General features: G+C 39.9%; 22 protein-coding genes, 1 pseudogene and 1 other annotated feature. Of the genes and pseudogenes, 15 read left to right on the forward strand and 8 right to left on the reverse strand.

Annotation, left to right across the window (positions count from 1 at the left end; translation table 11 throughout):
• Positions 1-115: 115 nt before the first annotated feature.
• Positions 116-826 (reverse strand): DUF975 family protein, encoded by a 711-nt coding sequence (locus tag NE257_RS00370; RefSeq protein ID WP_007209133.1) that lies wholly within the window; start codon positions 824-826, stop codon positions 116-118.
• A gap of 148 nt (positions 827-974) precedes the next feature.
• Between NE257_RS00370 and tgt the strand changes: the two genes are divergently transcribed.
• The 4 genes from tgt (at position 975) to NE257_RS00390 (ending at position 5843) form a co-directional block, all read left to right on the forward strand.
• A complete protein-coding gene (tgt, locus tag NE257_RS00375) occupies positions 975-2120 on the forward strand; it encodes a tRNA guanosine(34) transglycosylase Tgt (protein ID WP_007209132.1) in 1146 nt (381 codons plus the stop codon).
• A gap of 64 nt (positions 2121-2184) precedes the next feature.
• A complete protein-coding gene (yajC, locus tag NE257_RS00380) occupies positions 2185-2535 on the forward strand; it encodes a preprotein translocase subunit YajC (RefSeq protein WP_007209131.1) in 351 nt (116 codons plus the stop codon).
• Between the two features lie 137 nt (positions 2536-2672).
• Positions 2673-5270, forward strand: a complete 2598-nt coding sequence (gene adhE / locus NE257_RS00385) for a bifunctional acetaldehyde-CoA/alcohol dehydrogenase (RefSeq protein WP_251854572.1) — start codon at positions 2673-2675, stop codon at positions 5268-5270.
• Positions 5271-5390: 120 nt separating this feature from the next.
• A complete protein-coding gene (locus NE257_RS00390; protein WP_251885535.1) occupies positions 5391-5843 on the forward strand; it encodes a hypothetical protein in 453 nt (150 codons plus the stop codon).
• A 123-nt stretch (positions 5844-5966) separates the two neighbouring features.
• On the opposite strand, the gene NE257_RS00395 is transcribed toward NE257_RS00390, so the two are convergent.
• The 6 genes from NE257_RS00395 to mvk all read right to left on the reverse strand — a co-directional run bounded on the left by NE257_RS00395 (position 5967) and on the right by mvk (position 12177).
• Positions 5967-7319, reverse strand: coding sequence for a sensor histidine kinase (locus NE257_RS00395; RefSeq protein WP_251885536.1), 1353 nt, complete (start codon positions 7317-7319; stop codon positions 5967-5969).
• Positions 7312-7998: a response regulator transcription factor gene (locus NE257_RS00400; protein WP_251851034.1), complete on the reverse strand. Its 687-nt coding sequence runs from the start codon at positions 7996-7998 to the stop codon at positions 7312-7314. Before NE257_RS00400 ends, NE257_RS00395 begins: the two co-directional genes overlap by 8 nt.
• Before the next feature lie 133 nt (positions 7999-8131).
• Positions 8132-9178 carry a type 2 isopentenyl-diphosphate Delta-isomerase gene (fni, locus tag NE257_RS00405; RefSeq protein ID WP_251851035.1) on the reverse strand — a complete coding sequence of 349 codons (1047 nt, stop codon included), beginning with the start codon at positions 9176-9178 and terminating at the stop codon, positions 8132-8134.
• The gene (locus NE257_RS00410; protein ID WP_007209124.1) at positions 9175-10257 is read right to left on the reverse strand and encodes a phosphomevalonate kinase; all 1083 of its coding nucleotides are present in this window, start codon (positions 10255-10257) and stop codon (positions 9175-9177) included. The genes fni and NE257_RS00410 overlap by 4 nt, the downstream gene beginning before the upstream one ends.
• A complete protein-coding gene (gene mvaD / locus NE257_RS00415) occupies positions 10254-11246 on the reverse strand; it encodes a diphosphomevalonate decarboxylase (RefSeq protein ID WP_251885537.1) in 993 nt (330 codons plus the stop codon). The genes NE257_RS00410 and mvaD overlap by 4 nt, the downstream gene beginning before the upstream one ends.
• A complete protein-coding gene (gene mvk, locus NE257_RS00420; protein WP_251885538.1) occupies positions 11239-12177 on the reverse strand; it encodes a mevalonate kinase in 939 nt (312 codons plus the stop codon). Before mvk ends, mvaD begins: the two co-directional genes overlap by 8 nt.
• 219 nt (positions 12178-12396) lie before the next feature.
• Between mvk and NE257_RS00425 the strand changes: the two genes are divergently transcribed.
• The 11 genes from NE257_RS00425 (at position 12397) to rplT (ending at position 19870) form a co-directional block, all read left to right on the forward strand.
• A complete protein-coding gene (locus tag NE257_RS00425; RefSeq protein WP_251851038.1) occupies positions 12397-13035 on the forward strand; it encodes a deoxynucleoside kinase in 639 nt (212 codons plus the stop codon).
• A gap of 172 nt (positions 13036-13207) precedes the next feature.
• Positions 13208-13612: a MarR family winged helix-turn-helix transcriptional regulator gene (locus NE257_RS00430; RefSeq protein WP_007209120.1), complete on the forward strand. Its 405-nt coding sequence runs from the start codon at positions 13208-13210 to the stop codon at positions 13610-13612.
• A gap of 14 nt (positions 13613-13626) precedes the next feature.
• Complete coding sequence (locus NE257_RS00435; RefSeq protein WP_040367435.1) at positions 13627-14256, forward strand: nitroreductase family protein; 630 nt, start codon at positions 13627-13629, stop codon at positions 14254-14256.
• A gap of 16 nt (positions 14257-14272) precedes the next feature.
• Positions 14273-14560 (forward strand): putative quinol monooxygenase, encoded by a 288-nt coding sequence (locus NE257_RS00440; protein ID WP_040366985.1) that lies wholly within the window; start codon positions 14273-14275, stop codon positions 14558-14560.
• A gap of 2 nt (positions 14561-14562) precedes the next feature.
• Positions 14563-14922: a DUF1304 domain-containing protein gene (locus tag NE257_RS00445; protein WP_007209117.1), complete on the forward strand. Its 360-nt coding sequence runs from the start codon at positions 14563-14565 to the stop codon at positions 14920-14922.
• Between the two features lie 227 nt (positions 14923-15149).
• Positions 15150-16283 carry an efflux RND transporter periplasmic adaptor subunit gene (locus NE257_RS00450; RefSeq protein WP_251885539.1) on the forward strand — a complete coding sequence of 378 codons (1134 nt, stop codon included), beginning with the start codon at positions 15150-15152 and terminating at the stop codon, positions 16281-16283.
• Between the two features lie 12 nt (positions 16284-16295).
• Positions 16296-17030 (forward strand): ABC transporter ATP-binding protein, encoded by a 735-nt coding sequence (locus NE257_RS00455; RefSeq protein WP_251885540.1) that lies wholly within the window; start codon positions 16296-16298, stop codon positions 17028-17030.
• Positions 16996-18225 (forward strand): ABC transporter permease, encoded by a 1230-nt coding sequence (locus NE257_RS00460; protein ID WP_251869544.1) that lies wholly within the window; start codon positions 16996-16998, stop codon positions 18223-18225. Before NE257_RS00455 ends, NE257_RS00460 begins: the two co-directional genes overlap by 35 nt.
• Before the next feature lie 275 nt (positions 18226-18500).
• Positions 18501-18617, forward strand: a sequence feature (ribosomal protein L20 leader region).
• Between the two features lie 43 nt (positions 18618-18660).
• Positions 18661-19182: a translation initiation factor IF-3 gene (gene infC / locus NE257_RS00465; protein ID WP_007209113.1), complete on the forward strand. Its 522-nt coding sequence runs from the start codon at positions 18661-18663 to the stop codon at positions 19180-19182.
• Positions 19183-19240: 58 nt separating this feature from the next.
• A complete protein-coding gene (gene rpmI / locus NE257_RS00470) occupies positions 19241-19441 on the forward strand; it encodes a 50S ribosomal protein L35 (protein WP_007209112.1) in 201 nt (66 codons plus the stop codon).
• A 69-nt stretch (positions 19442-19510) separates the two neighbouring features.
• Entirely contained in the window at positions 19511-19870 is a 360-nt protein-coding gene (rplT, locus tag NE257_RS00475; protein WP_007209111.1) for a 50S ribosomal protein L20, read from the forward strand.
• An 80-nt stretch (positions 19871-19950) separates the two neighbouring features.
• Here rplT and NE257_RS00480 read toward each other — a convergent pair.
• Positions 19951-20097: pseudogene (locus NE257_RS00480) on the reverse strand (IS30 family transposase); the annotation flags it as partial.
• Positions 20098-20491 lie beyond the last annotated feature (394 nt).

Here is a 20491-nt window from a genome sequence, read left to right on the forward strand (position 1 = left end):
TACTCAAACTTCTGGACGTTCTGGTTCTTTTTGCTCTTTTTCAAAATGTATTCGTTTCTTCTTACAAATCACTGTTCGAACATTCCGATCCTATTGCTCGACTCTATTTTTGACATTAGAAAACCAGTGCTTCTTCTTTTGGTAAGCTATCATAAAATGCGGTATGGCTAGCTGCAATATACGGTGTTAACCATAAATAGCCGATTCCTGCCGTGAATAGGCACAAAATATGCCAGCCGATAAAGCTTAAATCTAATAAAAATAATTGCATTTTGTAGCCGTTCATTAGTCGACGACTTGCCGTGATACTATCCAAATAGCCCATCTTTTCACCGGTGTGTTGATACGTGTCATAAAAAATGGTATACGATTGTGAATACGAATACCCTTTAATAATTCCAGGAATAACAAATAAAAGGAACCAGAGTGATTGGAAAATACTGATTAGAATACAGATAATAACGACAGCCAATAAAAATGGTGATTGAAATGCACGAAAGGCATCCGAAAGTGGATTGATTTTTTGCTTTGTTCCACGCAATAAGTCTAAAAATGTCCACGTAATGGCGGTGCTAAATAATGTCCCGATAATATTGGCACCTAGTGTGACCATATAATTTGGATCATTGTCACTGCTGACGTTCGTTAATATAGTGGTGCTTGTATCCTGAGTTATGGACGATAAAGCCCAGATACTAGGGATACCGATCAAAACAAAGACTACAATAACTAACAAGGTGGGGACAAGATTTAATAAAATAGCACTTCCCCAGCGTCCGGCCAACAGTTCCTTGGCCTGTTTTTTGATTTCGCGATTTGATTTCATAACTTTCCTCCTATTACCATTAAGTATAGCAAATTAAGGCCTGAATACAACTTACAAAGTTGTTGGGAGGAAACTGTGACTTGCAAATGATCGTTAGAAAACGTATGATGAATTGTATACGTAAAAAGAATAGAAAGTAGGGAAATGAATGTCGCAACCAGCCATTCGTTATCGATTAATAAAAAAAGAAAAACACACCGGTGCGCGCCTCGGTGAGCTGATTACACCACACGGTACGTTTCCGACACCAATGTTTATGCCAGTAGGGACACTTGCTACTGTTAAAACAATTGCGCCTGAAGAATTAAAACAGATGGGTGCAGGTGTTATTTTAAGCAATACCTATCATTTATGGTTACGTCCGGGAGAAGACATTGTCGAAGAGGCAGGCGGACTGCACAAGTTTATGAATTGGGATCAGCCTATTTTGACTGATTCAGGAGGATTTCAAGTCTTTTCCCTTGCTGATATGCGTAATATTGAAGAAGAGGGCGTTCATTTTAGAAATCATTTGAATGGCTCAAAGCTCTTCTTGTCTCCAGAGAAAGCCATCAACATTCAAAATAAGCTAGGCTCTGACATTATGATGAGCTTTGATGAATGTCCGCCATTTGATGAAAGCTATGACTATGTCAAAAAATCCGTTGAGCGTACGTCTCGTTGGGCTGCCCGAGGGCTTGAAGCACACTTGCATCCCGATCGCCAAGGCCTATTTGGTATTATTCAAGGAGCAGGTTTTGAGGAACTACGCAGACAAAGCGCCAAGGATTTGATAAGTATGGATTTTCCAGGTTATTCAATCGGTGGCTTATCAGTAGGAGAACCAAAATCAGAAATGAATCGTGTGCTAGAATTTACTACGCCTTTGATCCCAGAAGACAAGCCGCGCTATTTGATGGGTGTGGGTGCCGCTGACTCCTTAATTGATGGCGTCATTCGTGGCGTGGATATGTTTGATTGCGTCTTGCCGACTCGTATCGCTCGGAATGGAACATGTATGACCTCGAAAGGACGTCTGGTTGTCAAAAATGCACAATATGCACGCGACTTCCGACCAATTGATGAAAATTGTGATTGCTATACTTGTAAAAATTATAGTCGTGCGTATGTCCGTCATTTAATCAAATGTGATGAAACATTTGGTATGCGATTGACCTCTTATCACAATTTGTACTTCTTGTTAAATCTTATGCGCCAAGTCCGTCAAGCAATTATGGACGATAATTTATTGGAATTCCGGCAACATTTCTTTGAAGAGTATGGATTTAATAAAGAAAATGCGAAAAACTTCTAAAAAGCTAGAGTTTCTTGAAACGTATGTGATAAAGTAGAAAGAGATAAAAAAATGAGGTGAAGAGATGTTACAAGTAGTTATTATGGTTGTTTTTTTTGCGGGAATGATGTTCTTTTTCCAACGTTCACAAAAGAAACAACAACAGCAACGAGAAGAAACATTAAATTCTATGCAACCGGGCAGTAAAGTCATCACGATTGGTGGCTTGCATGGAGTGATCTATGAAGTAGATGATGACAAAAAAACCGTTACATTGGATTGCGAAGGCGTTTATTTAGAGTTTGAACGAGCAGCGATTCGTACAGTGACGCCTCCAACAACAGAAGAACCAATCGTTACACAAGAGGCGCCAGTGGTAGACGCTCCTGTAGAAGAAACAGAACCAACAGTTGAACCAACAACGAAAGAAGATTAGTCCTCAGCGGCTAATTTTTTTTTGCAAAAAATAAAGTGAAAAACATCACAATAAACTCTTTACAACTACTGGTATTTGTTGTACACTCTATTTGTGAATATATTAACAATGTTTAAGAGGATTAGGAGGAACGAATTATGGCAAAAACAAAAGTAGAAAAGACAACAGGAGCGATTGATGTATCAGTAATGATTGATAAATTAGCTGCACAAGGTAATGAAGCACTAAAAGCAATGGCTGATTTTGATCAAGAAAAAGTTGACCACATTGTGCATGAAATGGCAATGGCTGCCTTAGATAAACACATGTATTTAGCAAAATTAGCAGTCGAAGAAACTGGCCGCGGCATTTATGAAGACAAAGCAATCAAAAACATGTATGCATCAGAGTATATTTGGCATTCTATTAAGCATGACAAAACAGTCGGCGTTATCAATGAAGACAAACAAAAAGGTCTTATCGAAATTGCAGAGCCAGTCGGGGTCGTTTGTGGGGTAACACCAACGACTAACCCAACATCTACTACGATTTTTAAAGCGATGATTGCTTTAAAGACTCGTAATCCTATCGTCTTTGCTTTTCATCCAAGCGCTCAAAAATGTTCCGCTGAAGCAGCGCGAATCGTGCGCGATGCAGCGATTGCAGCAGGTGCGCCAGAGCATTGTGTACAATGGATTGAATACCCATCGATTGAAGCAACGCAAGGCTTGATGAATCATCCAGGCATCGCCATTGTATTAGCGACTGGTGGATCGGGCATGGTGAAATCAGCGTATTCAACAGGAAAACCGGCATTAGGTGTTGGACCAGGAAATGTACCATCATACATCGAAAAAACAGCAAAATTAAAACGAGCAGTCAATGATTTGATTGTATCGAAAACATTTGACAATGGAATGATTTGTGCATCTGAACAAGCAGTGATTGTCGACAAAGAAGTCTATGCCGCAGTCAAAGCAGAATTCCAAGCACATCAAGTCTATTTTGTGAAAAAAGAAGAGTTACAAAAATTAGAAGATGCAGTAATGAATGAAGGGAAATACGCAGTCAATCCCGCAATCGTTGGCCATTCAGCTGAAGAGATTGCGAGCTTAGCTGGTATTGACGTACCAAAAGGAACGAAATTATTGATTGCTGAATTAGCAGGTGTTGGTCCTGATTATCCATTGTCTCGTGAAAAATTATCACCAGTACTAGCGATGATCAAAGCTAATTCAACTGAGCATGGCTTTGAACTATGCGAAGGGATGCTAGACCTTGGTGGACTCGGACATACAGCTGTTATTCATACAGAAAATGAAGAGCTACAAGTCAAATTTGGCTTACGAATGAAAGCTTGTCGTATATTAGTTAATACACCATCTGCTGAAGGCGGAATCGGAAATATCTACAATGAAATGATTCCATCATTGACGCTAGGATGTGGATCATATGGTAAGAATTCAGTTTCACGGAATGTGTCTGCAGTAAACTTAATTAATGTCAAAACAGTAGCGAAACGGAGAAATAATATGCAATGGTTCAAATTACCTTCAAAAATTTATTTTGAAAAAAATTCATTGTTGTATTTAGAAAAAATGGAAAATGTTGAACGCGTGATGATTGTCTGTGACCCTGGTATGGTGCAATTTGGCTATGCAGATACGGTTCGTGAAGTATTGGCTCGTCGTTCAAATAATGTAAAAATTGAAGTGTTCTCAGACGTTGAACCAAATCCATCAACCAATACAGTCTATGCTGGAACAAAAATGATGGTCGACTTTAAACCAGATACTGTAATCGCTCTTGGTGGTGGCTCTGCGATGGATGCAGCAAAAGGCATGTGGATGTTTTACGAACACCCAGATACATCATTCTTCGGAGCAAAACAAAAATTCTTAGATATCCGTAAACGGACATACAAAATTGACAAACCTGAAACAACACAATTTGTCTGCATTCCTACAACATCAGGAACTGGTTCTGAAGTAACACCATTTGCAGTAATTACAGATAGTGAAACACACGTGAAATATCCATTAGCTGACTACGCATTAACACCAGACGTTGCAATCGTTGATCCGCAATTTGTCTTGTCAGTACCGGCGTCAGTGACAGCAGATACAGGTATGGATGTCTTGACGCACGCGATTGAATCATATGTTTCAGTAATGGCGTCAGACTATACACGTGGCTTAAGCTTACAAGCAATCCGACTTGTCTTTGATTATTTAGAAAAATCAACACATACAGCCGATATGGAAGCTCGCGAAAAAATGCATAACGCATCAACGATGGCTGGGATGGCCTTTGCCAATGCCTTCTTAGGAATTTCTCACTCGATTGCGCACAAAATTGGTGGAGAATATGGTATTCCTCATGGTCGTACCAATGCAATCTTATTGCCACACGTTATTCGATACAATGCAAAAGACCCACAAAAACATGCGATGTTCCCTAAATATGACTACTTCCGTGCGGATACTGATTATGCGGACATTGCACGCTTCTTAGGTCTAAAAGGAAAAACGACTAAAGAGTTAGTAGAAGCTTTGGCTCAAGCAGTCTATGATTTGGGTGTCAATGTCGGTATTGATATGAACTTAAAGGCTCAAGGTGTGACACAAGAAATTTTGGATAACACCGTTGACCGTATGGCGGAATTAGCGTATGAAGATCAATGTACAACAGCAAATCCAAAAGAACCACTTATTTCTGAGTTGAAACAAATTATCTTAGACGCATACGAAGGCTAATGATTGTAATCCGAACACTGTAAAAGCAAGCGAGAGAGCGAGCTTTTGCAGTGTTTTTTCAAATAGACCTTCTGATTGAATTGGGTTATGATAAAAATATTGACAGAGAGGAGTATTAGAATGACAGAAGAATCACCAATTTTGGTTAGCTTAACTTTGAATCAACGGCTGAAACAACTGCAAGAAATCTATAGTCAAAACCCATATTTGATGAAGCAAGAGCAACTACAACGGTTTGTATTTGAATTGAGAGATTACACGGAAGCGGTCGAGATACTAGCAGATGACGCACCTGGGAAATTTGCCGATACTCCTGTAGATGAAGACACAGTCGCCTTATTACAAGCGCAGCAGCATTCCCTGCGACTTGTAGTGCAACAGGGGCAATCGTTGGAGACAGGGGAAGGTCGTCGTCTTGAAGCTAGTTTAAAAGGCCTGATTGGATTAAATCACCTGCTATTACAAGACGCAAAACAATTTGAAGCAGCAGTCGCTAATGAAGTGGCCATCAAAGAAGAACCTAGACAACCAAAAGCGAGCTTTTTTAAACGACTATTTGGGAAAAGTGAATAGATGAAGCTGTGACAAAATTAGCTACAAACAAAAAGCCAGAAAAACTAAAAGGTGTCGAAACAACTTTTAGCTTTTCTGGTTTTCTTGCTTGTAGTTGAATGAGTGTGTCTTAGCATTTTTTGTTTACTTTTTCTTGGTGGCGTCCACTTTCGCTACACGTTTTGGTAATTTCACTTGGAAACAAACCCCTTTTGGTTGCACATCTTTGACGATGATTGTCCCTTTGTGTTCGGTGATGATTTGTTTGGCAATTGCTAGACCTAAGCCGTAGCCGCCAGTTTCTTTCGAACGGGAACGATCTTCACGATAAAACCGATCAAAAATATGTTCTTTGTCATGATCTGAAATCGACGGTCCGGTATTTTGAACTTCGATTTGCCATTCCTTATTTATCGTACTAATAAGCTTGACCGTATCACCACTATTGGTATACTTCAATGCATTATCTAACAAAATCACGATTACTTGGTGCATCTTTTTCTCATCAAATGTCCAAGTAACATTGGGGGCGACTGTCGATTCATAGACAAATGTTTTTTGATCGAGTTCGGCCATTTCTTGGAAAGGCTTCATGAGATTTGTCAGGAAAGTTTGGACTGTGATTGCTTCGTCATGCAAAGTTTGTTGATTGGAGTCGTTACGAGCGATGACGAGTAAATCATTGGTCAATCCTGTCAGGCGTCTTGTTTCCGTCAGTGCTTGCGCGATACTTTCGGATTCTTCGATAATCGTACGGTTCGGCTTTGTAAATAAATGTTGCAAGCTATTTTGAATAATTGTTAAAGGTGTGCGTAATTCATGAGAAGCATTTTCTACGAATTCTTGCTGTTGTTTCCAAGAAGCTAAGATGGGCTTCATGGAGAGACTAGAGAGATAGTAACTCACACCAATCGAAAGGAACCAAAAGAGAACCATGCACAAAATTAAAATCACTTGAAAATTAGCTAACGCTGAACGAATTTGATTGGTGTTGGCCAAAATTTGGACATAGGCAACTTCACTATCTTCGTCACTTGTATTCTTTAAAGTAACTGAATGAAAGACAGAAGTGTTGTCCGAAGCAGTATCTTGTAGCTCAATCGTGTCGATAGCATCTAGTGATTTGGTATTCAAAGATAGATTTTGAAATTGGGTAAAGCGGCCACCTAATGTATCGGTATTTAAAATTTCACCGTCTTTGGACCAGAGAATGACTTGGGTATTGAAATTATTACTCATGCCACCACGAAAAGGGGTGGATGATTTACTCATGGTATTTTTGTATGACGGATCTTGTTGCTCGTAGCGTTCTAGCTCTAGCTGCACAATCGGGGAACTGATACTTGTGGAGTTTAAGACATCATCTGTTTCGCGATAAGCGGAAAGATGAAAGACGTTTAGAACAATCAATCCAAGAGCGAAAAAAATCAAGGCGAACGCTAGCACATTCATCAAGAAAAAACGAATCCGATGTTTCTTTGACAACTCTTTATTCATTTGCACCTGCTCCGGCTAACATATAACCAACATTTCTTAAAGTTTGTAGGTCTTTATCAATTCCCGTTGTCCGTAAGTGCTTACGTAGATTACTCATGTAGACTTCAACCACGGTCAATGTCGTAGCAGAATCAAATCCCCATATACGGTCGAAAATTTGTTCTTTCGTTAAAATGACGCGTTGATTTTGAATGAAGTAGACTAACAGTTCAAATTCTTTCCCTTGGATCGGTAAGACTTCGCCATTATACGTCACTTCTTTGGTATTTAACGAACAGGTCAAGTCTCGATAGACCAATGAATTTTCATCAAATAATCCTAATGAGCGTTTGAGTAATGATTTTACACGCATGGTTAATTCTTCACGGTAAAATGGTTTTGTTAAATAATCATCGGCGCCTTTTTCAAAACCGGTAATCTTATCCTCTAAGGCATCCTTTGCGGTTAAGATTAAGACGGGGGTTTGAATATTTTGCTTCCGCACTTGTGCAAGTACTTCATAGCCATTCATTTCAGGCAACATTAAATCTAAAATAACTAAATCATAAATATTGGATTCTAATTCAAATAACCCTTCACTACCCGTGTAGACTTGGGTGACTTCACCAAGGGGTTCAATAATTTCTAAAATATTTTCAGATAACACAGCATCATCTTCTACTACCAATAATTTAATCAATTTTTTCACCTCTCCCATATACTGTCGATTGTAGCATGTCCAACTAAAGATAACCTTAAAAAGATGAATCTAGGATATTTTTTACAAAAAAAAAGGAAGTGTGACAAAATTCTGTCACACTCCTTTTTTAAAGTCAGCTAGTTTGAAAACTGTAGCTATCGGGTGCGATTCTACGCGCATCGCACCACTCACGAACTGAACCGGTAAAATATAATGGCACAGTTCGTGTTTGCGCGGTAGTTTTACTACCAGTCATGGCATAGAGCGTCGTTAACTCTGATTGCCATTGTTGGACGAGTAGGATTGTTTCATCGAGCCCTTTCGTTAACAAATGAGTCAAAATAGTTCCTGAAATGCCGACTGCATTGGCACCTAATGCTAATGCTTTGAAGATATCGTATGCCTGGCGTATGCCGCCAGATGCGATGAATTCATATGGATAAGGGACTTCATTAGCTTCTAGTAGCGATTGAACCGTCGAAAGACCATATGAATCCAAATAGCCAAACTCTCTTTTTTTTCGGCGAGCATTTTCGATTTGGGTAAAGCTAGTGCCCCCTTGGCCGGAGACATCGATGCTGGTGATACCGCAGTCGATGAGCTGTTGGATGGTTTCACGGGTCATACCAAACCCAACCTCTTTCACAATCACGGGAATGTAAAGGGTGCTAGCAATCTTAGCGATATCTTCTAACCAATAGCGAAAATCACGGTCTCCTTCTGGCATGACAAGTTCTTGAGGTGCATTCACATGGATTTGCAAGGCATTGGCCTCAAGTAAATCGATGGCTTGCTGTGCTTGCTCTAGCGAACTCCCTGCACCAACATTGGCAAGAATCATGCCTGTGGGGTTGGTTTTTCTTACGATTGTGAAGCTATCTTGGACAGACGGATCCTTCAAGGCAATCGAGACCGATCCTGTTGCCATCGCCAAGGATGTTTCACGAGCAAGCGTGGCTAATTGCTCATTGATTTGCTTGGTCTTTTCACTGCCACCGGTCATCGCATTAATAAAGAAGGGGGTCTTCAATGGCAAACTAGCCATTTCCGAGGTGATCGAAATGTCATCTACAGCCACTTGCGGAAAGGAACGATGGATAAGATGAACATGATCAAAGTCGGATGGACGATCTTTATGAAAGGCTTTGGCTAGTGAAACATGTTCGTCTTTGCGATTCATTTTTTTCCTCCTCGATAATGATAGACGTGCAGTGGTAAAGGAATGATGTCTGCTTTTTCCCAGGCACTCATCAAAGGTAAGATACCGGTTCGTTGGTCAGCAATCACGATGCCACAATCCCCGCCACCAGCTCCGGATGACTTCGCTGCACCCCCGCAAGAGATAGCTAACTGACACAGCTTTTCAAGCGAAGGCGTTTCGATGATGACCCCAGTAATCTGAGATAGATTGGCTAGTAGTTCACGATTTTTTAAAATCATGCGTTTGATTGTCGGAACATCTTCTTCCATAAAAGCATCGATCAGAGTTTGCACACAGTCTTTGCTTTCATCTAAAAATTGTTGGTACAGTTTTTGCTTTTCTCCGCGCGATTGCGAGACTTGGTCGACCAAATCAGATGTCGAAGCAGGACTACCTGTCCAGCCAATGACTAGTCGTAAATTTTTCGGTGTTGGTAATGGTTGAATCGTGAGCATGGGCCAAGGTTCAGCTAAGAGATGTCCGATTGGCCATTTTTCTTGCTTATCTAAGACCCATTTATGATCAAATGTCGAAAAAGCAATCCAACCACCATATGAGCTAGCGGCGATGTCGCCACAAGAGCCATTTCCTTGCACGGCCAAGTGAGCCAGCGCTGAAATCTTGAAGACCGTCAGCTGATCCATCTCCAAATCATAAAACAAATTCAAGGCCTTAACGGTCGCCACAGTCACCGCACCACTTGATCCAAGACCGTATTTACGTCCATTGGAATTGTCTAATTCACTCGTCACTTTTAAGTCATAAAAGGCAAGTAAGCGACCTTTTTCAGCCGCATATTTTTCTGTTAAGCGAATCGCTTCTAAAATATAGTGAAAGGGATTTTCCCGATGATCCAATACCAGTTCACCATTGCGACGCGTCCATCGAATGGGTAGATCGCTGTACTGTTGGGAGTGAATGGTGCCACTTTTTGTCGCAGCTTCGATTTTTACGGTGATAAATTGATCCACAGCGACGATGACAGCTGGGTAACCAGGCTCGACAACGGCGTATTCACCTGCAATGTATAGTTTTCCGGGTACAGAAACTTCAATCATTTTGTCACGTCCATTTCTAAAAGTTCGATTCCTGGGCCAGCGTATGCGACAACCATTTGCTGGTCGGAAAAAGTAGAAGACAATGCTTCAAAAATTGCAGCAACATCTTTTTTCTGGCAAAGGACTTTGACATTCGGGCCAGCATCCATTGTAAAGTAGCAAGGCAAGCCTGCTTGACGAATCGAGCGCACTAGATTCATCGCACGCAAACTATCTGGTGACCAGTACGTAAATGGAGGGACGGCAGCCAGTGTCGTTGCGTGCATTTTTAAGGCATTGGCTTCCATGACAGTCCCTAATTTTTGAAAATCATGATGCTGGATAGCCTCTTTTGCGATGTGTAGGTCTGCCTGAGCTTCTTTGACCCACTGTGGGTAAAATGCTGAAGTCTCGACTGTTCGCTGCATGCCTTCGCGGCTAGAGACGTCTTTAGGCTGATCGTTAATCAAGAGAAAAATCATTGCTAGCTCTTGTTCCCATCCTTGGGCATCAACCGGTAGGGCGTAGGAGGTCTCATCTGAGTCACCACGATCCCATTCTACAAAGCCACCAAAAATACTCCGGCAGGCAGAGCCAGAGCCGCGTCGTGCTAGCTTGGACAGTTCTTTAGGTGCAAGATTAAGGCCCAGTGCTTGATTGCAAGCACCGGCTAAGGCAGCAAGCCCGCTAGCCGAAGAAGCCAGTCCAGCAGCTGTCGGAACATGATTGTGGCTACGAACGACAGCAAAAAACGGGCAGTTGGCCCGTTCACGGACTAAATTCAAAAAAGTAGTGACTTTTTTTGTCGCTTGTTCAGACTGCTTCACACCATCAAGGTAAAAACAATCCTTCGTGGCTTCTTCAGTAAATAGCACCTCGGTCTCGGTGTAAAATCCATCTAATGTAAGTGACAAACTATTGTTTTTCGGTAGAATCAGCGCTTGATTTTCTTTCCCCCAGTATTTAATTAAAGCAATATTTGTATAGGCACGTGCCTTTCCCTTAAACATATTGATAAACTCCCAATCCTTGTAACCAAGTATCTTTCACCCCAGCTACTTTTAATTTTTGGCCAATCCGTTCAGCGTCTTCTTTGCTTTTTGTCAGGACAATAAAGCAACCCCCGCGACCGCCACCAGTTAACTTGGCACCTAATGCTCCTTCTGAGAGAGCAAGACGAATGTATTCATTTAACGTTGTATTGCTGACATGTAATGAAGCAAGACGTAAGTGGGCTTCAGTCATCAATAAACCTAATTCTTCCGGTCGATTGCCCATGATGGCTTTTTGTGCCCGTTTGGTTAAGCGCCCGATTTGTTGCAAATGATTGCCAGTAAATGCTTGATCGACTTCATGTAATTGGGCGACGGACTTCACCGCTGCCCGAGTTTGGCCCTTAATTCCTGTATCTGCAACTAAAAGATACGCATCTAAATGCAAAGAAAAGGACGTAATTTCTTTATTTTTACGGAAAAAAATAGGGTGGCTACCACTCGTCACAGCAGCGTCGATACCACTTGGATTTCCGTGAGCAATTTGTTCGGAGTAATTGACATAAAAAAGTAGCTGCTCCTCTGTCAAATCGCGCTCTTGCCAATCAAAGAAGGCGCGCGTAATCGCGACAGCAACAGCAGCACTAGATCCCATGCCTCGTTCTGCCGGGATGGTGCTATCAATTTGTAGCTGAAAGTCAGGAGTAACTAGTTCCTTTTGTAAGCGGGTAGTCAATGCACGCACATTGGCTAATGCTTCTGGTATATTGGAAAGACTGCCAGAATGATAGCTAGAGGTCAATTCATTCCCTGATACTGATTCAGATACGCTGGCTCTTATTTTGGTGCCAGTGAATGGAAAGGCAATTGCTGGCTCGCCGTAGACCACTGCATGTTCTCCCATCAGAATAATTTTCCCTGTTGCTTCACCCATACCCACGTCTCTCATAATTCTCCTCTTTCAATTTTGTCATATTGAGTAAACCTAGGCTTTATTCTACTAGATTCTGACTGATACGTTAAGCTTTCCGCCTCTTTTTCTTAAAAAAAATCCCTTTTCTTAAGAAAGAATTTTAATTTTTTGTCTCTTTCTGTCATTGCTTCCCGTTTTTACATGCGTTATAGTGGATAGGTTGAAAAAAGTAGAAGAGAAAGATGGAGGGGTACAATGATTGTATTAGCAGGGACAATCGGTGCTGGCAAATCCAGTTTGACAGCCATGTTGTCACATCACTTAGGTAGTGTAGCTTTTTATGAATCAGTAGAGGACAATGAAGTATTGCCTTTGTTTTATGCCGAGCCACAAAAATATGCATTCTTATTGCAAATTTATTTCTTGAATAAGCGATTTGATAGCATCAAACGTGCGCTTTCACATCCTGATAATGTCTTGGATCGATCCATTTATGAAGATTCACTGTTGTTTCATTTGAACGCTGATCTCGGTCGTGCCACGAAGACTGAAGTAAAGGTGTACGATGAATTATTGGCCAATATGCTAGAAGAGTTGCCTGACATTTCGCAAAAGAAACATCCGGATTTATTGGTCCATATTCGTATTTCATTCGACACAATGTTAGAGCGGATTGCCAAAAGAGGGCGACCTTATGAACAAATCGCCCACGATCCTAGCCTGTATGACTACTATCAAGAGCTAAATAAGCGATACGATCAATGGTATGACGCCTATGATGCCAGTCCTAAAATGCAAATCGACGGCGATGCCTTGGACTTTGTCGAAGATACGCAAGCAGCGCAAACCGTGCTGAAAACTATCGAGCAGACGTTAAAACAAATCAGAGCATAATGAACGGAGCCAGACTATTTTTGGCGTATCTGAATACTATAAAAAATCAGAAAATCCAAAAGTTTGAAAAACAACTTCTGGATTTTTTTAAAACAAAATGCTTTGCAAATGAATTTTTTTGCAGTATAGTTGACTAGTCAATTGTTGATTAGTCATATAAAGGAGGGCCACGATGGATTTAAGAGCAGTCAGTAAATTGTTGTATCAATTAAAGCTTGCCACACAAGAGACGACGACTAAGTTTGAGCGGGAGACTGGATTTAGTATCACGCGCTATGAGTTGTTGTTGTTTTTACAAGAACAAGGTGAATGCACGCAGACTGTTTTGCAAAATGAATTGCAGATTGATAGTGCAGCCGTCACTAGGCATCTGAAATTGCTCGAAGAAAAAGGATACGTCGTTCGCAAACGCAACTCAGAAAATAACCGCGAAGTATTCGTAAAGCCCACGTCAAAAGCGCTCACTGATTTAACGACGTGTCAAAACGAGCATGAACAGACCCAAGCAAACTTGTTGCCCTTAGATGATCAAGAGGGGGCCGCTTTATTAGAACTATTAACAAAATTAGTGAAATGAAAGAGGAAACAAACATGACAAACGAACAAACATTTTCAGATATCGTATTCGGTAGAAAGTCCGTACGTGTCTACGACGAAACGTACAAAATCTCACACGAAGAAATGTTAGCGATGATTCAAGAAGCAACGACCGCACCATCTTCAGTAAATATGCAACCATGGCGTTTTGTGGTCGTAGAAAGTGACGAACAAAAAGCCAACTTAAAACCATTGATTCGCTTTAACACGCGTCAAAACGATACCTCATCAGCGATGGTCCTAATTTTTGGAGATATGGCGTGTTATGAGCTTGGGGAAGAAATTTATGATCAAGCAGTTGCAGAAGGAAAAATGCCAGCTGACGTGAGAGACCAACAACTTGCAGCAATTATTCCTTACTACAAAAACTTTACAACCCAACAAATGAACGATGTTGTCAAAATCGATTCAAGCTTGGCTGCGATGCAATTTATGCTAGTGGCTCGCGCACACGGCTACGAAACCAATCCAATCGGTGGCTTTGAAGCAGATCAGTTAGCAGAAGCGATGGGACTAGACAAAGAGCGCTACGTACCAGTCATGATTTTATCTATTGGGAAAGCCAAAGAAGAAGGTTATTCATCTGTACGTTTAGCAGCAGAAAAAATTACCGAATTTAAATAAATAAGGGGAGAGAATGATGAAAGTAATTCAAGCAACTTTTTTTATTAAAGCAGAAAAAAGAGAGGCCTTTTTAGCAGATATCTTGCCACTTGTTGAAGCAGCACGCAAAGAAGCCGGCTGTATTGATTATCAATTGTATGAATCATTTGAAAACAAAAATCAATTTGTCATGATTGAACAATGGAAAAACCAAGCAGCAATCGAGTCTCATAATCAACAGCCTTTGTTGCAACAATTGTTTCAACATATGCCTGATTATGCCGCTCAAAAAACGAGCATTCTCACATTTGATAAGGAGGCGTAAGGATGTCTACGTTAACTTCGATTTTAGTTGTTCTTGTTGCACTTGAATTTTTCTATATCATGTATTTGGAAACAATCGCGACTAGCTCTGATGCGACCAGCAGAGTCTTTAATATGACCAAAGATGAGCTAAATCGCCCATCTGTCCAAACGCTTTTCAAAAATCAAGGGGTATACAATGGCTTGATCGGTGTCGGTTTATTGTACAGCGTCTTTATTTCTGGGGCATCGCTTGAATTGAGTCGTCTATTGTTGGTATACATCATTTTGGTTGCTTTATATGGTAGTTTAACAAGTGACAAAAAAATTATTTTGAAACAAGGTGGATTAGCGATACTTGCGTTGATTACAACATTTTTTTAAGTGAACTAGTCTTACAGTGAATTTGAATTTTTAAACAACGATCTTATTCCGAGTTTCTATCGGCGTGAGGCCGTTGTTTTTTTACTGAAAATAATTGAGCAACTGTTGTTAAACTAACAGATATGTAAGGTAGCTAGTTTTCATGATCTTGGCGTAGAAAGACGCACACTCCCATGATAAGATAAATAAAATGGCTTACATTTTATTAAATTTAAAAGAGGTGGAGTATGAAGAAAAAGTGGCTAATTTGGGGTTCAGTTTTAATCGTATTGCTTGGAGGAGCAGGAATTTGGTATGGAATAAAATATGGAGGATCTTCTGATTCAAAAGCAAATGCACCTTCAAAAGAAGAGTTGGAGATTACTTATTTTGATGTTTCAGAAATGGATCAAGTGTATATTAATGGAAAAGTCCAACCAGAACAATCGCAAGCATATATATTGGGGGAAGAGAAAAAAAGTGTTCCAACTCTAAAGGTTCAAAATGGACAAGTAGTAGATGCTGGGACGGTCTTATATGAAGTTGAGGATCTAGCAGTGACAAGTGAGGTTGAAAATCAAACGAATGCGTTGACCCGGCAAGCGAATCGCAAAGTTGCGCTCTATGGCAAGTGGAACCGAGCCATTGAGCAATGGAAAAAAACATCTGAAGAGGAACGAACTACAACAAAAGAAGAATTGGATAACCAATACCAAACAGAACTAGATACGATTCTAGAAGAAGAACAATATATTAATGAAACACTTGCTGATTTAAATGAAAAGCAAATTATTCAAACAACGGCTGATTTTAAAGGAAAGGTAGCTATTCCAGAAGTAAAAGAAGCGAATACACCAATCATGCGATTGATATCCGAGACGTTGTATGTTGCCGGTACAGTGAATGAAAAAGATCTTGAAAAAATTCAAGTGAATCAAAAGGCCAATTTAACGATTGTTTCAAATGGCACAACATTGTCTGGTCATATTCAATATATTGATGCCAATCCACCAGAACAAAATGGTGAGGCCAGTGGTGATGGGGGCCAAGCTGCCAATTTATCTAGTTACAAAGTGAAATTAAGTATTGACGAACCTGAAAAGGTAAAAAATGGGTACCATATTCAAGCCGCTATCAATGTGGGAGAGGAAACACCTATTTTTATTCCGACGGCAGCCATTCATCAAGAAGGAGACACTAGTTATGTCCTTGTCAATGACTTTGGTTCTGTGATTCGTAAAACCATTGTCCTAGCTGAGGAAGATGGGGAGACAACCCACATCGTTTCAGGATTAGAAGCAGGCGATCGCATCATCGTTTCATCTAAAACGGAAGTAAAAGAAGGGGATGTCATTGATACAACATCCACTGATATAGAATAGGAGGAGAAAGCGATGGAAAAGAAGCAAACTCCTCTTATCGAAATGACCGGTATGAACAAGTATTTTACGATGGGCAAAGAACAATTGCATGTACTAAAAGAGTTGGATTTAACCATTTATCAAGGTGAATTTATTATGATTATGGGTAAGTCAGGTAGTGGCAAAACAACATTGATGAATATCATTGGTTTCCTTGATCGAGCAAATAGTGGAACCTATTGTTTTCAAGGAAAAAATGTTTCTACATTAAATGAAAATACCAAATCAAATTATCGCAATCGGCATTTGGGGTTCATTTTCCAACAATTTTTCTTGATTCAATCCTTAAATATTCGTCAAAATATTGAGTTGCCTTGTGTGTATGAAGGAAAGAAAAACCGAAAAGAGCAACGGAAATTATCGGAAGCACTTCTTGAAGTAGTCGGACTTGCAAGCAAAAAAACGGCAAAAGTGACGGAATTATCAGGAGGACAGCAACAAAGAGTAGCAATTGCACGAGCATTGGTGAATGATCCGGTGTTAATTATGGCAGATGAACCAACTGGGGCCTTAGATACGGAAACAAGTCGCGATATTATGGAATTACTAACGGACTTGAATCAAAAAGGAAAAACAATTGTCATGGTGACGCATGACGAAGATTTAAAAAAATACGCAACGCGCGTCATTCATATGAAGGACGGTCGCTTCGAAACAGAGGAGGTTATCTCTCATGATTCGAAATCTTATGATAACAACCTTGCTTAGCATTCGCGCACATAAATTACGTGTGTTCTTGACGATGATTGGGATTATCATTGGCATTGCATCGGTAGTTACCATTTCCACTTTGGGAGAAGGAATGAAAAAGCAAGTCGTGGATGCTACCAATAAGAGCTTGTCAGCCAATGAATTAAAATTAAAGTATATTCCCAGTGACCAATCGGAAGAAGAATACACATTTAATGATGGAACAGAATTTTCTTTTAGCAAAGTTGATATGAAACGTGTTCGTGATATTGAAGGAGTTGAGACCATCTATCCACTCTATGATAGTGGCATGGGAAGTGGTGTCATCGACGGGGTGCTAGATTATTTTGGGTTACAAGCCTACCTGAATATTGCACCTAACCCTGGTGCAAATGAGGTTGTTTATGGTCGAGATTTTCGTTCCTCAGATAGTGGAAAAGATGTTATTTTGCTCAGAAAAGATATTGTTGAACAACAATTAGGTGATACGATAACTGCTGAAGAATTGGTTAACCAAGCGGTATCGATAGGCGGTAGAATGTTCAAGGTTATCGGTATTCTCCCAGCGTTTGACTATGAAAATGCAACGATGACAACTGACTGGAATCTAGCACAGAGTAACTTTGTACCCAAAGATGCGTACAATGAGCTGACCCAGTCAAAACCAATCACTACGATCGTTTTCAAACTAAAAGAAGGCACCAATCGGCAACAAGTGATTGATCAAGCAACTACCATTTTAATGGAGGCACATGAAGAAATTCAAGGTGCCTTTGGCGAAGACAATCAAGAAAAGAAAAACATGGAACAAATTCAAGCATCAATCGGAAGTATGACAATGTTTTTGATGGCTATTACAGCCATATCTCTCTTAGTAGGTGGGATTGGTGTAATGAATATTATGTACGTATCTGTCACCGAACGAAAACGAGAAATAGGGATTCGAAGAGCCATTGGTGCCAAACCAAGAATGATTTTATGGCAATTTTTACTTGAATCGGCGTTTATCACGTTATTAGGTGGCTTTCTTGGAGTAGCATTAGGATATGGTTTATCGGTGATTATTGGTGGCTATATTGATATAACCCCCGTCATGACAGTACCAATATTTGCTATTTCAACAGGAGTTTCAACACTGACTGGACTTATCTTTGGCATTATCCCTGCATTTAGTGCAGCGAGAATGGATCCAATTAAAGCAATTTATCAATAAGTACAGTCATCTATAATTTGGTGAATGGCAAATTGTTGAGCAAGTTGCAAAACCGATAATTAATAGTCTACGTCTTTTTTGATACAAAATAAGACGTAGACTATTTAAAGAACGATGGCAAGAAAATGAATTTTTTTCGGCCGTTTCTTGAAGAATGAACAAAAATTTTTCTTTATGCATTTCATTTTACAACTTACCATGAACAAAAATTTAATCCATGTATGGTGTTTTCTATTGACTTTTAAGTTGTCAATAGTTATACTGATAGAGTTGAGAAATGAAAGCAGAAGCACCCGCTTCTCGCCTTGTAGCAATTGTTGCTGGGCAGATAGTTATCCAATTTACTTGGGTTACGTGCGGGTTCGTATACGAGCTCGTTTTTTTGTACCCCAGTTTGTGGTAATCCTTTCTTTCTCTCAAAAAACTTGGAGGTGAATGACCATAGCAAAGGATATGATGGTAAACGACGGCATTCGTGCACGTGAGTTGCGTTTGATTAGTCAAGACGGAGATCAACTTGGAGTGAAAACTAAAGCTGAAGCATTAAAAATTGCTGAACAAGCTAATTTGGATGTAGTGCTAGTAGCACCTACAGCGAAACCACCAGTTGCTCGTATCATGGATTACGGAAAATATCGTTTTGAACAACAAAAAAAGGAACGAGAAGCTCGTAAGAAACAAAAAGTTATTAGTGTAAAAGAAGTTCGCTTAAGTCCAACGATCGATGTCAATGATTTCAATACAAAACTACGGAATGCACGCAAGTTCCTTGAAAAAGGGGATAAAGTGAAAGCTTCTATCCGTTTTAAAGGTCGCGCCATTACCCATAAAGAGATTGGTCAGAGAGTTCTAGATCGCTTAGCGGAAGAAACTGCAGATGTTGCAACAGTCGAACAAAAAGCGAAGATGGATGGACGTAGCATGTTCTTAGTGCTAGCGCCTAAAAACGACAAGTAGACTACACTTACTTTCAGTGAAAGTTAGATAACGAAGGATTTTGAGGAGGAAATTAGTTATGCCAAAACAAAAAACACACCGCGGATTAGCAAAACGTGTAAAACGTACTGGTAAAGGCGGATTGAAAAGATTCCGTGCGTTTACAAGTCACCGTTTCCACGGAAAAACAAAAAAACAACGTCGTCAATTGCGTAAAGCAAGCATGGTTGCTAAGGGCGATTACAAACGTATCCGTCAACAACTAGCGCGCATGAAATAATCATACGCAAACTTAAAACTTTCCAATCGAAAAAAATTCAAGAGAAGATTCATTTAGGAGGAATTAAACATGGCACGTGTTAAAGGTGGAACAGTAACTCGTAAACGTCGTAAAAGAGTGCTTAAATTAGCTAAAGGATATTACGGATCAAAACATACTTTGTTCAAAACAGCAAAAGAACAAGTAATGAATTCATACAACTACGCATTCCGCGATCGTCGTCAAAAGAAACGCGACTTCCGTAAATTATGGATTGCTCGTATCAACGCAGCAGCTCGTATGAATGGCTTAAGCTATTCTAAATTAATGCACGGTTTGAAATTAGCTGAAATCGACATCAATCGCAAAATGTTAGCTGACTTAGCTGTAAACGATGCATCAGCTTTCACTGCACTAGCTGACCAAGCGAAAGACGCTTTAAGCAAATAATAAAATAATAAATATTATTTTTTAAAATTTAGTATTGAAAAAGAGAGTGCATCGGCACTCTCTTTTTTTATTATTAATTGTCAAATTAAGTTAGACAAGTCCTCTTTGCTTATGTGACGCAAGAATACTTCTAATGGTGTTTTATAGTTTAATGATTTTCGAGGGATATTATTTCTTTTCAATGCAATAGATTGGATAAAACATTCATCAACTTCGTTGAAATCCACATAAAAGGAAGGTTGATGTTAAGCAAAAATATTACACTGATGAATTCAAAATACACTATTTTTGAATTCATCGGTCTTACAATCGGAAACGAATCCACAGCGCCAGATCGTATCTCACACCTATTCAAACGGAAGCAGCTTCAAAATAAGTTACTTAAAGACCACGTATCCAATTTTTCTGAAAATGGCTGCAAAGGGAGAAACTCAGATCGTTTATCAGCGAGTAAGCAGTTTTCAGCTTGAGGGTTAATGAATGTTCTGAATGACTCCTGCAGTAGGCCTTTCCGGGGTAAATTGAAAAACGTGTCTCAACTATTGATTTCAGTCTATATTCTAAAGGAGTGTATCTTGTGAACATTATACTATTTGTTTATGGCAAAATAAGAGTACATAC

It is taken from the genome of Enterococcus italicus (assembly GCF_023743875.1).
GTDB classification, from domain to species: Bacteria; Bacillota; Bacilli; order Lactobacillales; family Enterococcaceae; genus Enterococcus_G; species Enterococcus_G italicus.

Excerpts from the sequence above, each read along its gene's own strand:
- NE257_RS00370 (WP_007209133.1), bottom strand. The coding sequence starts at position 826 with ATGAAATCAAATCGCGAAATCAAAAAACAGGCCAAGGAACTGTTGGCC.
- tgt (WP_007209132.1), top strand. The coding sequence starts at position 975 with ATGTCGCAACCAGCCATTCGTTATCGATTAATAAAAAAAGAAAAACAC.
- yajC (WP_007209131.1), top strand. The coding sequence starts at position 2,185 with ATGTTACAAGTAGTTATTATGGTTGTTTTTTTTGCGGGAATGATGTTC.
- adhE (WP_251854572.1), top strand. The coding sequence starts at position 2,673 with ATGGCAAAAACAAAAGTAGAAAAGACAACAGGAGCGATTGATGTATCA.
- NE257_RS00390 (WP_251885535.1), top strand. The coding sequence starts at position 5,391 with ATGACAGAAGAATCACCAATTTTGGTTAGCTTAACTTTGAATCAACGG.
- NE257_RS00395 (WP_251885536.1), bottom strand. The coding sequence starts at position 7,319 with ATGAATAAAGAGTTGTCAAAGAAACATCGGATTCGTTTTTTCTTGATG.
- fni (WP_251851035.1), bottom strand. The coding sequence starts at position 9,178 with ATGAATCGCAAAGACGAACATGTTTCACTAGCCAAAGCCTTTCATAAA.
- NE257_RS00410 (WP_007209124.1), bottom strand. The coding sequence starts at position 10,257 with ATGATTGAAGTTTCTGTACCCGGAAAACTATACATTGCAGGTGAATAC.
- mvaD (WP_251885537.1), bottom strand. The coding sequence starts at position 11,246 with ATGTTTAAGGGAAAGGCACGTGCCTATACAAATATTGCTTTAATTAAA.
- mvk (WP_251885538.1), bottom strand. The coding sequence starts at position 12,177 with ATGAGAGACGTGGGTATGGGTGAAGCAACAGGGAAAATTATTCTGATG.
- NE257_RS00425 (WP_251851038.1), top strand. The coding sequence starts at position 12,397 with ATGATTGTATTAGCAGGGACAATCGGTGCTGGCAAATCCAGTTTGACA.
- NE257_RS00430 (WP_007209120.1), top strand. The coding sequence starts at position 13,208 with ATGGATTTAAGAGCAGTCAGTAAATTGTTGTATCAATTAAAGCTTGCC.
- NE257_RS00435 (WP_040367435.1), top strand. The coding sequence starts at position 13,627 with ATGACAAACGAACAAACATTTTCAGATATCGTATTCGGTAGAAAGTCC.
- NE257_RS00440 (WP_040366985.1), top strand. The coding sequence starts at position 14,273 with ATGAAAGTAATTCAAGCAACTTTTTTTATTAAAGCAGAAAAAAGAGAG.
- NE257_RS00445 (WP_007209117.1), top strand. The coding sequence starts at position 14,563 with ATGTCTACGTTAACTTCGATTTTAGTTGTTCTTGTTGCACTTGAATTT.
- NE257_RS00450 (WP_251885539.1), top strand. The coding sequence starts at position 15,150 with ATGAAGAAAAAGTGGCTAATTTGGGGTTCAGTTTTAATCGTATTGCTT.
- NE257_RS00455 (WP_251885540.1), top strand. The coding sequence starts at position 16,296 with ATGGAAAAGAAGCAAACTCCTCTTATCGAAATGACCGGTATGAACAAG.
- NE257_RS00460 (WP_251869544.1), top strand. The coding sequence starts at position 16,996 with ATGATTCGAAATCTTATGATAACAACCTTGCTTAGCATTCGCGCACAT.
- infC (WP_007209113.1), top strand. The coding sequence starts at position 18,661 with ATGACCATAGCAAAGGATATGATGGTAAACGACGGCATTCGTGCACGT.
- rpmI (WP_007209112.1), top strand. The coding sequence starts at position 19,241 with ATGCCAAAACAAAAAACACACCGCGGATTAGCAAAACGTGTAAAACGT.
- rplT (WP_007209111.1), top strand. The coding sequence starts at position 19,511 with ATGGCACGTGTTAAAGGTGGAACAGTAACTCGTAAACGTCGTAAAAGA.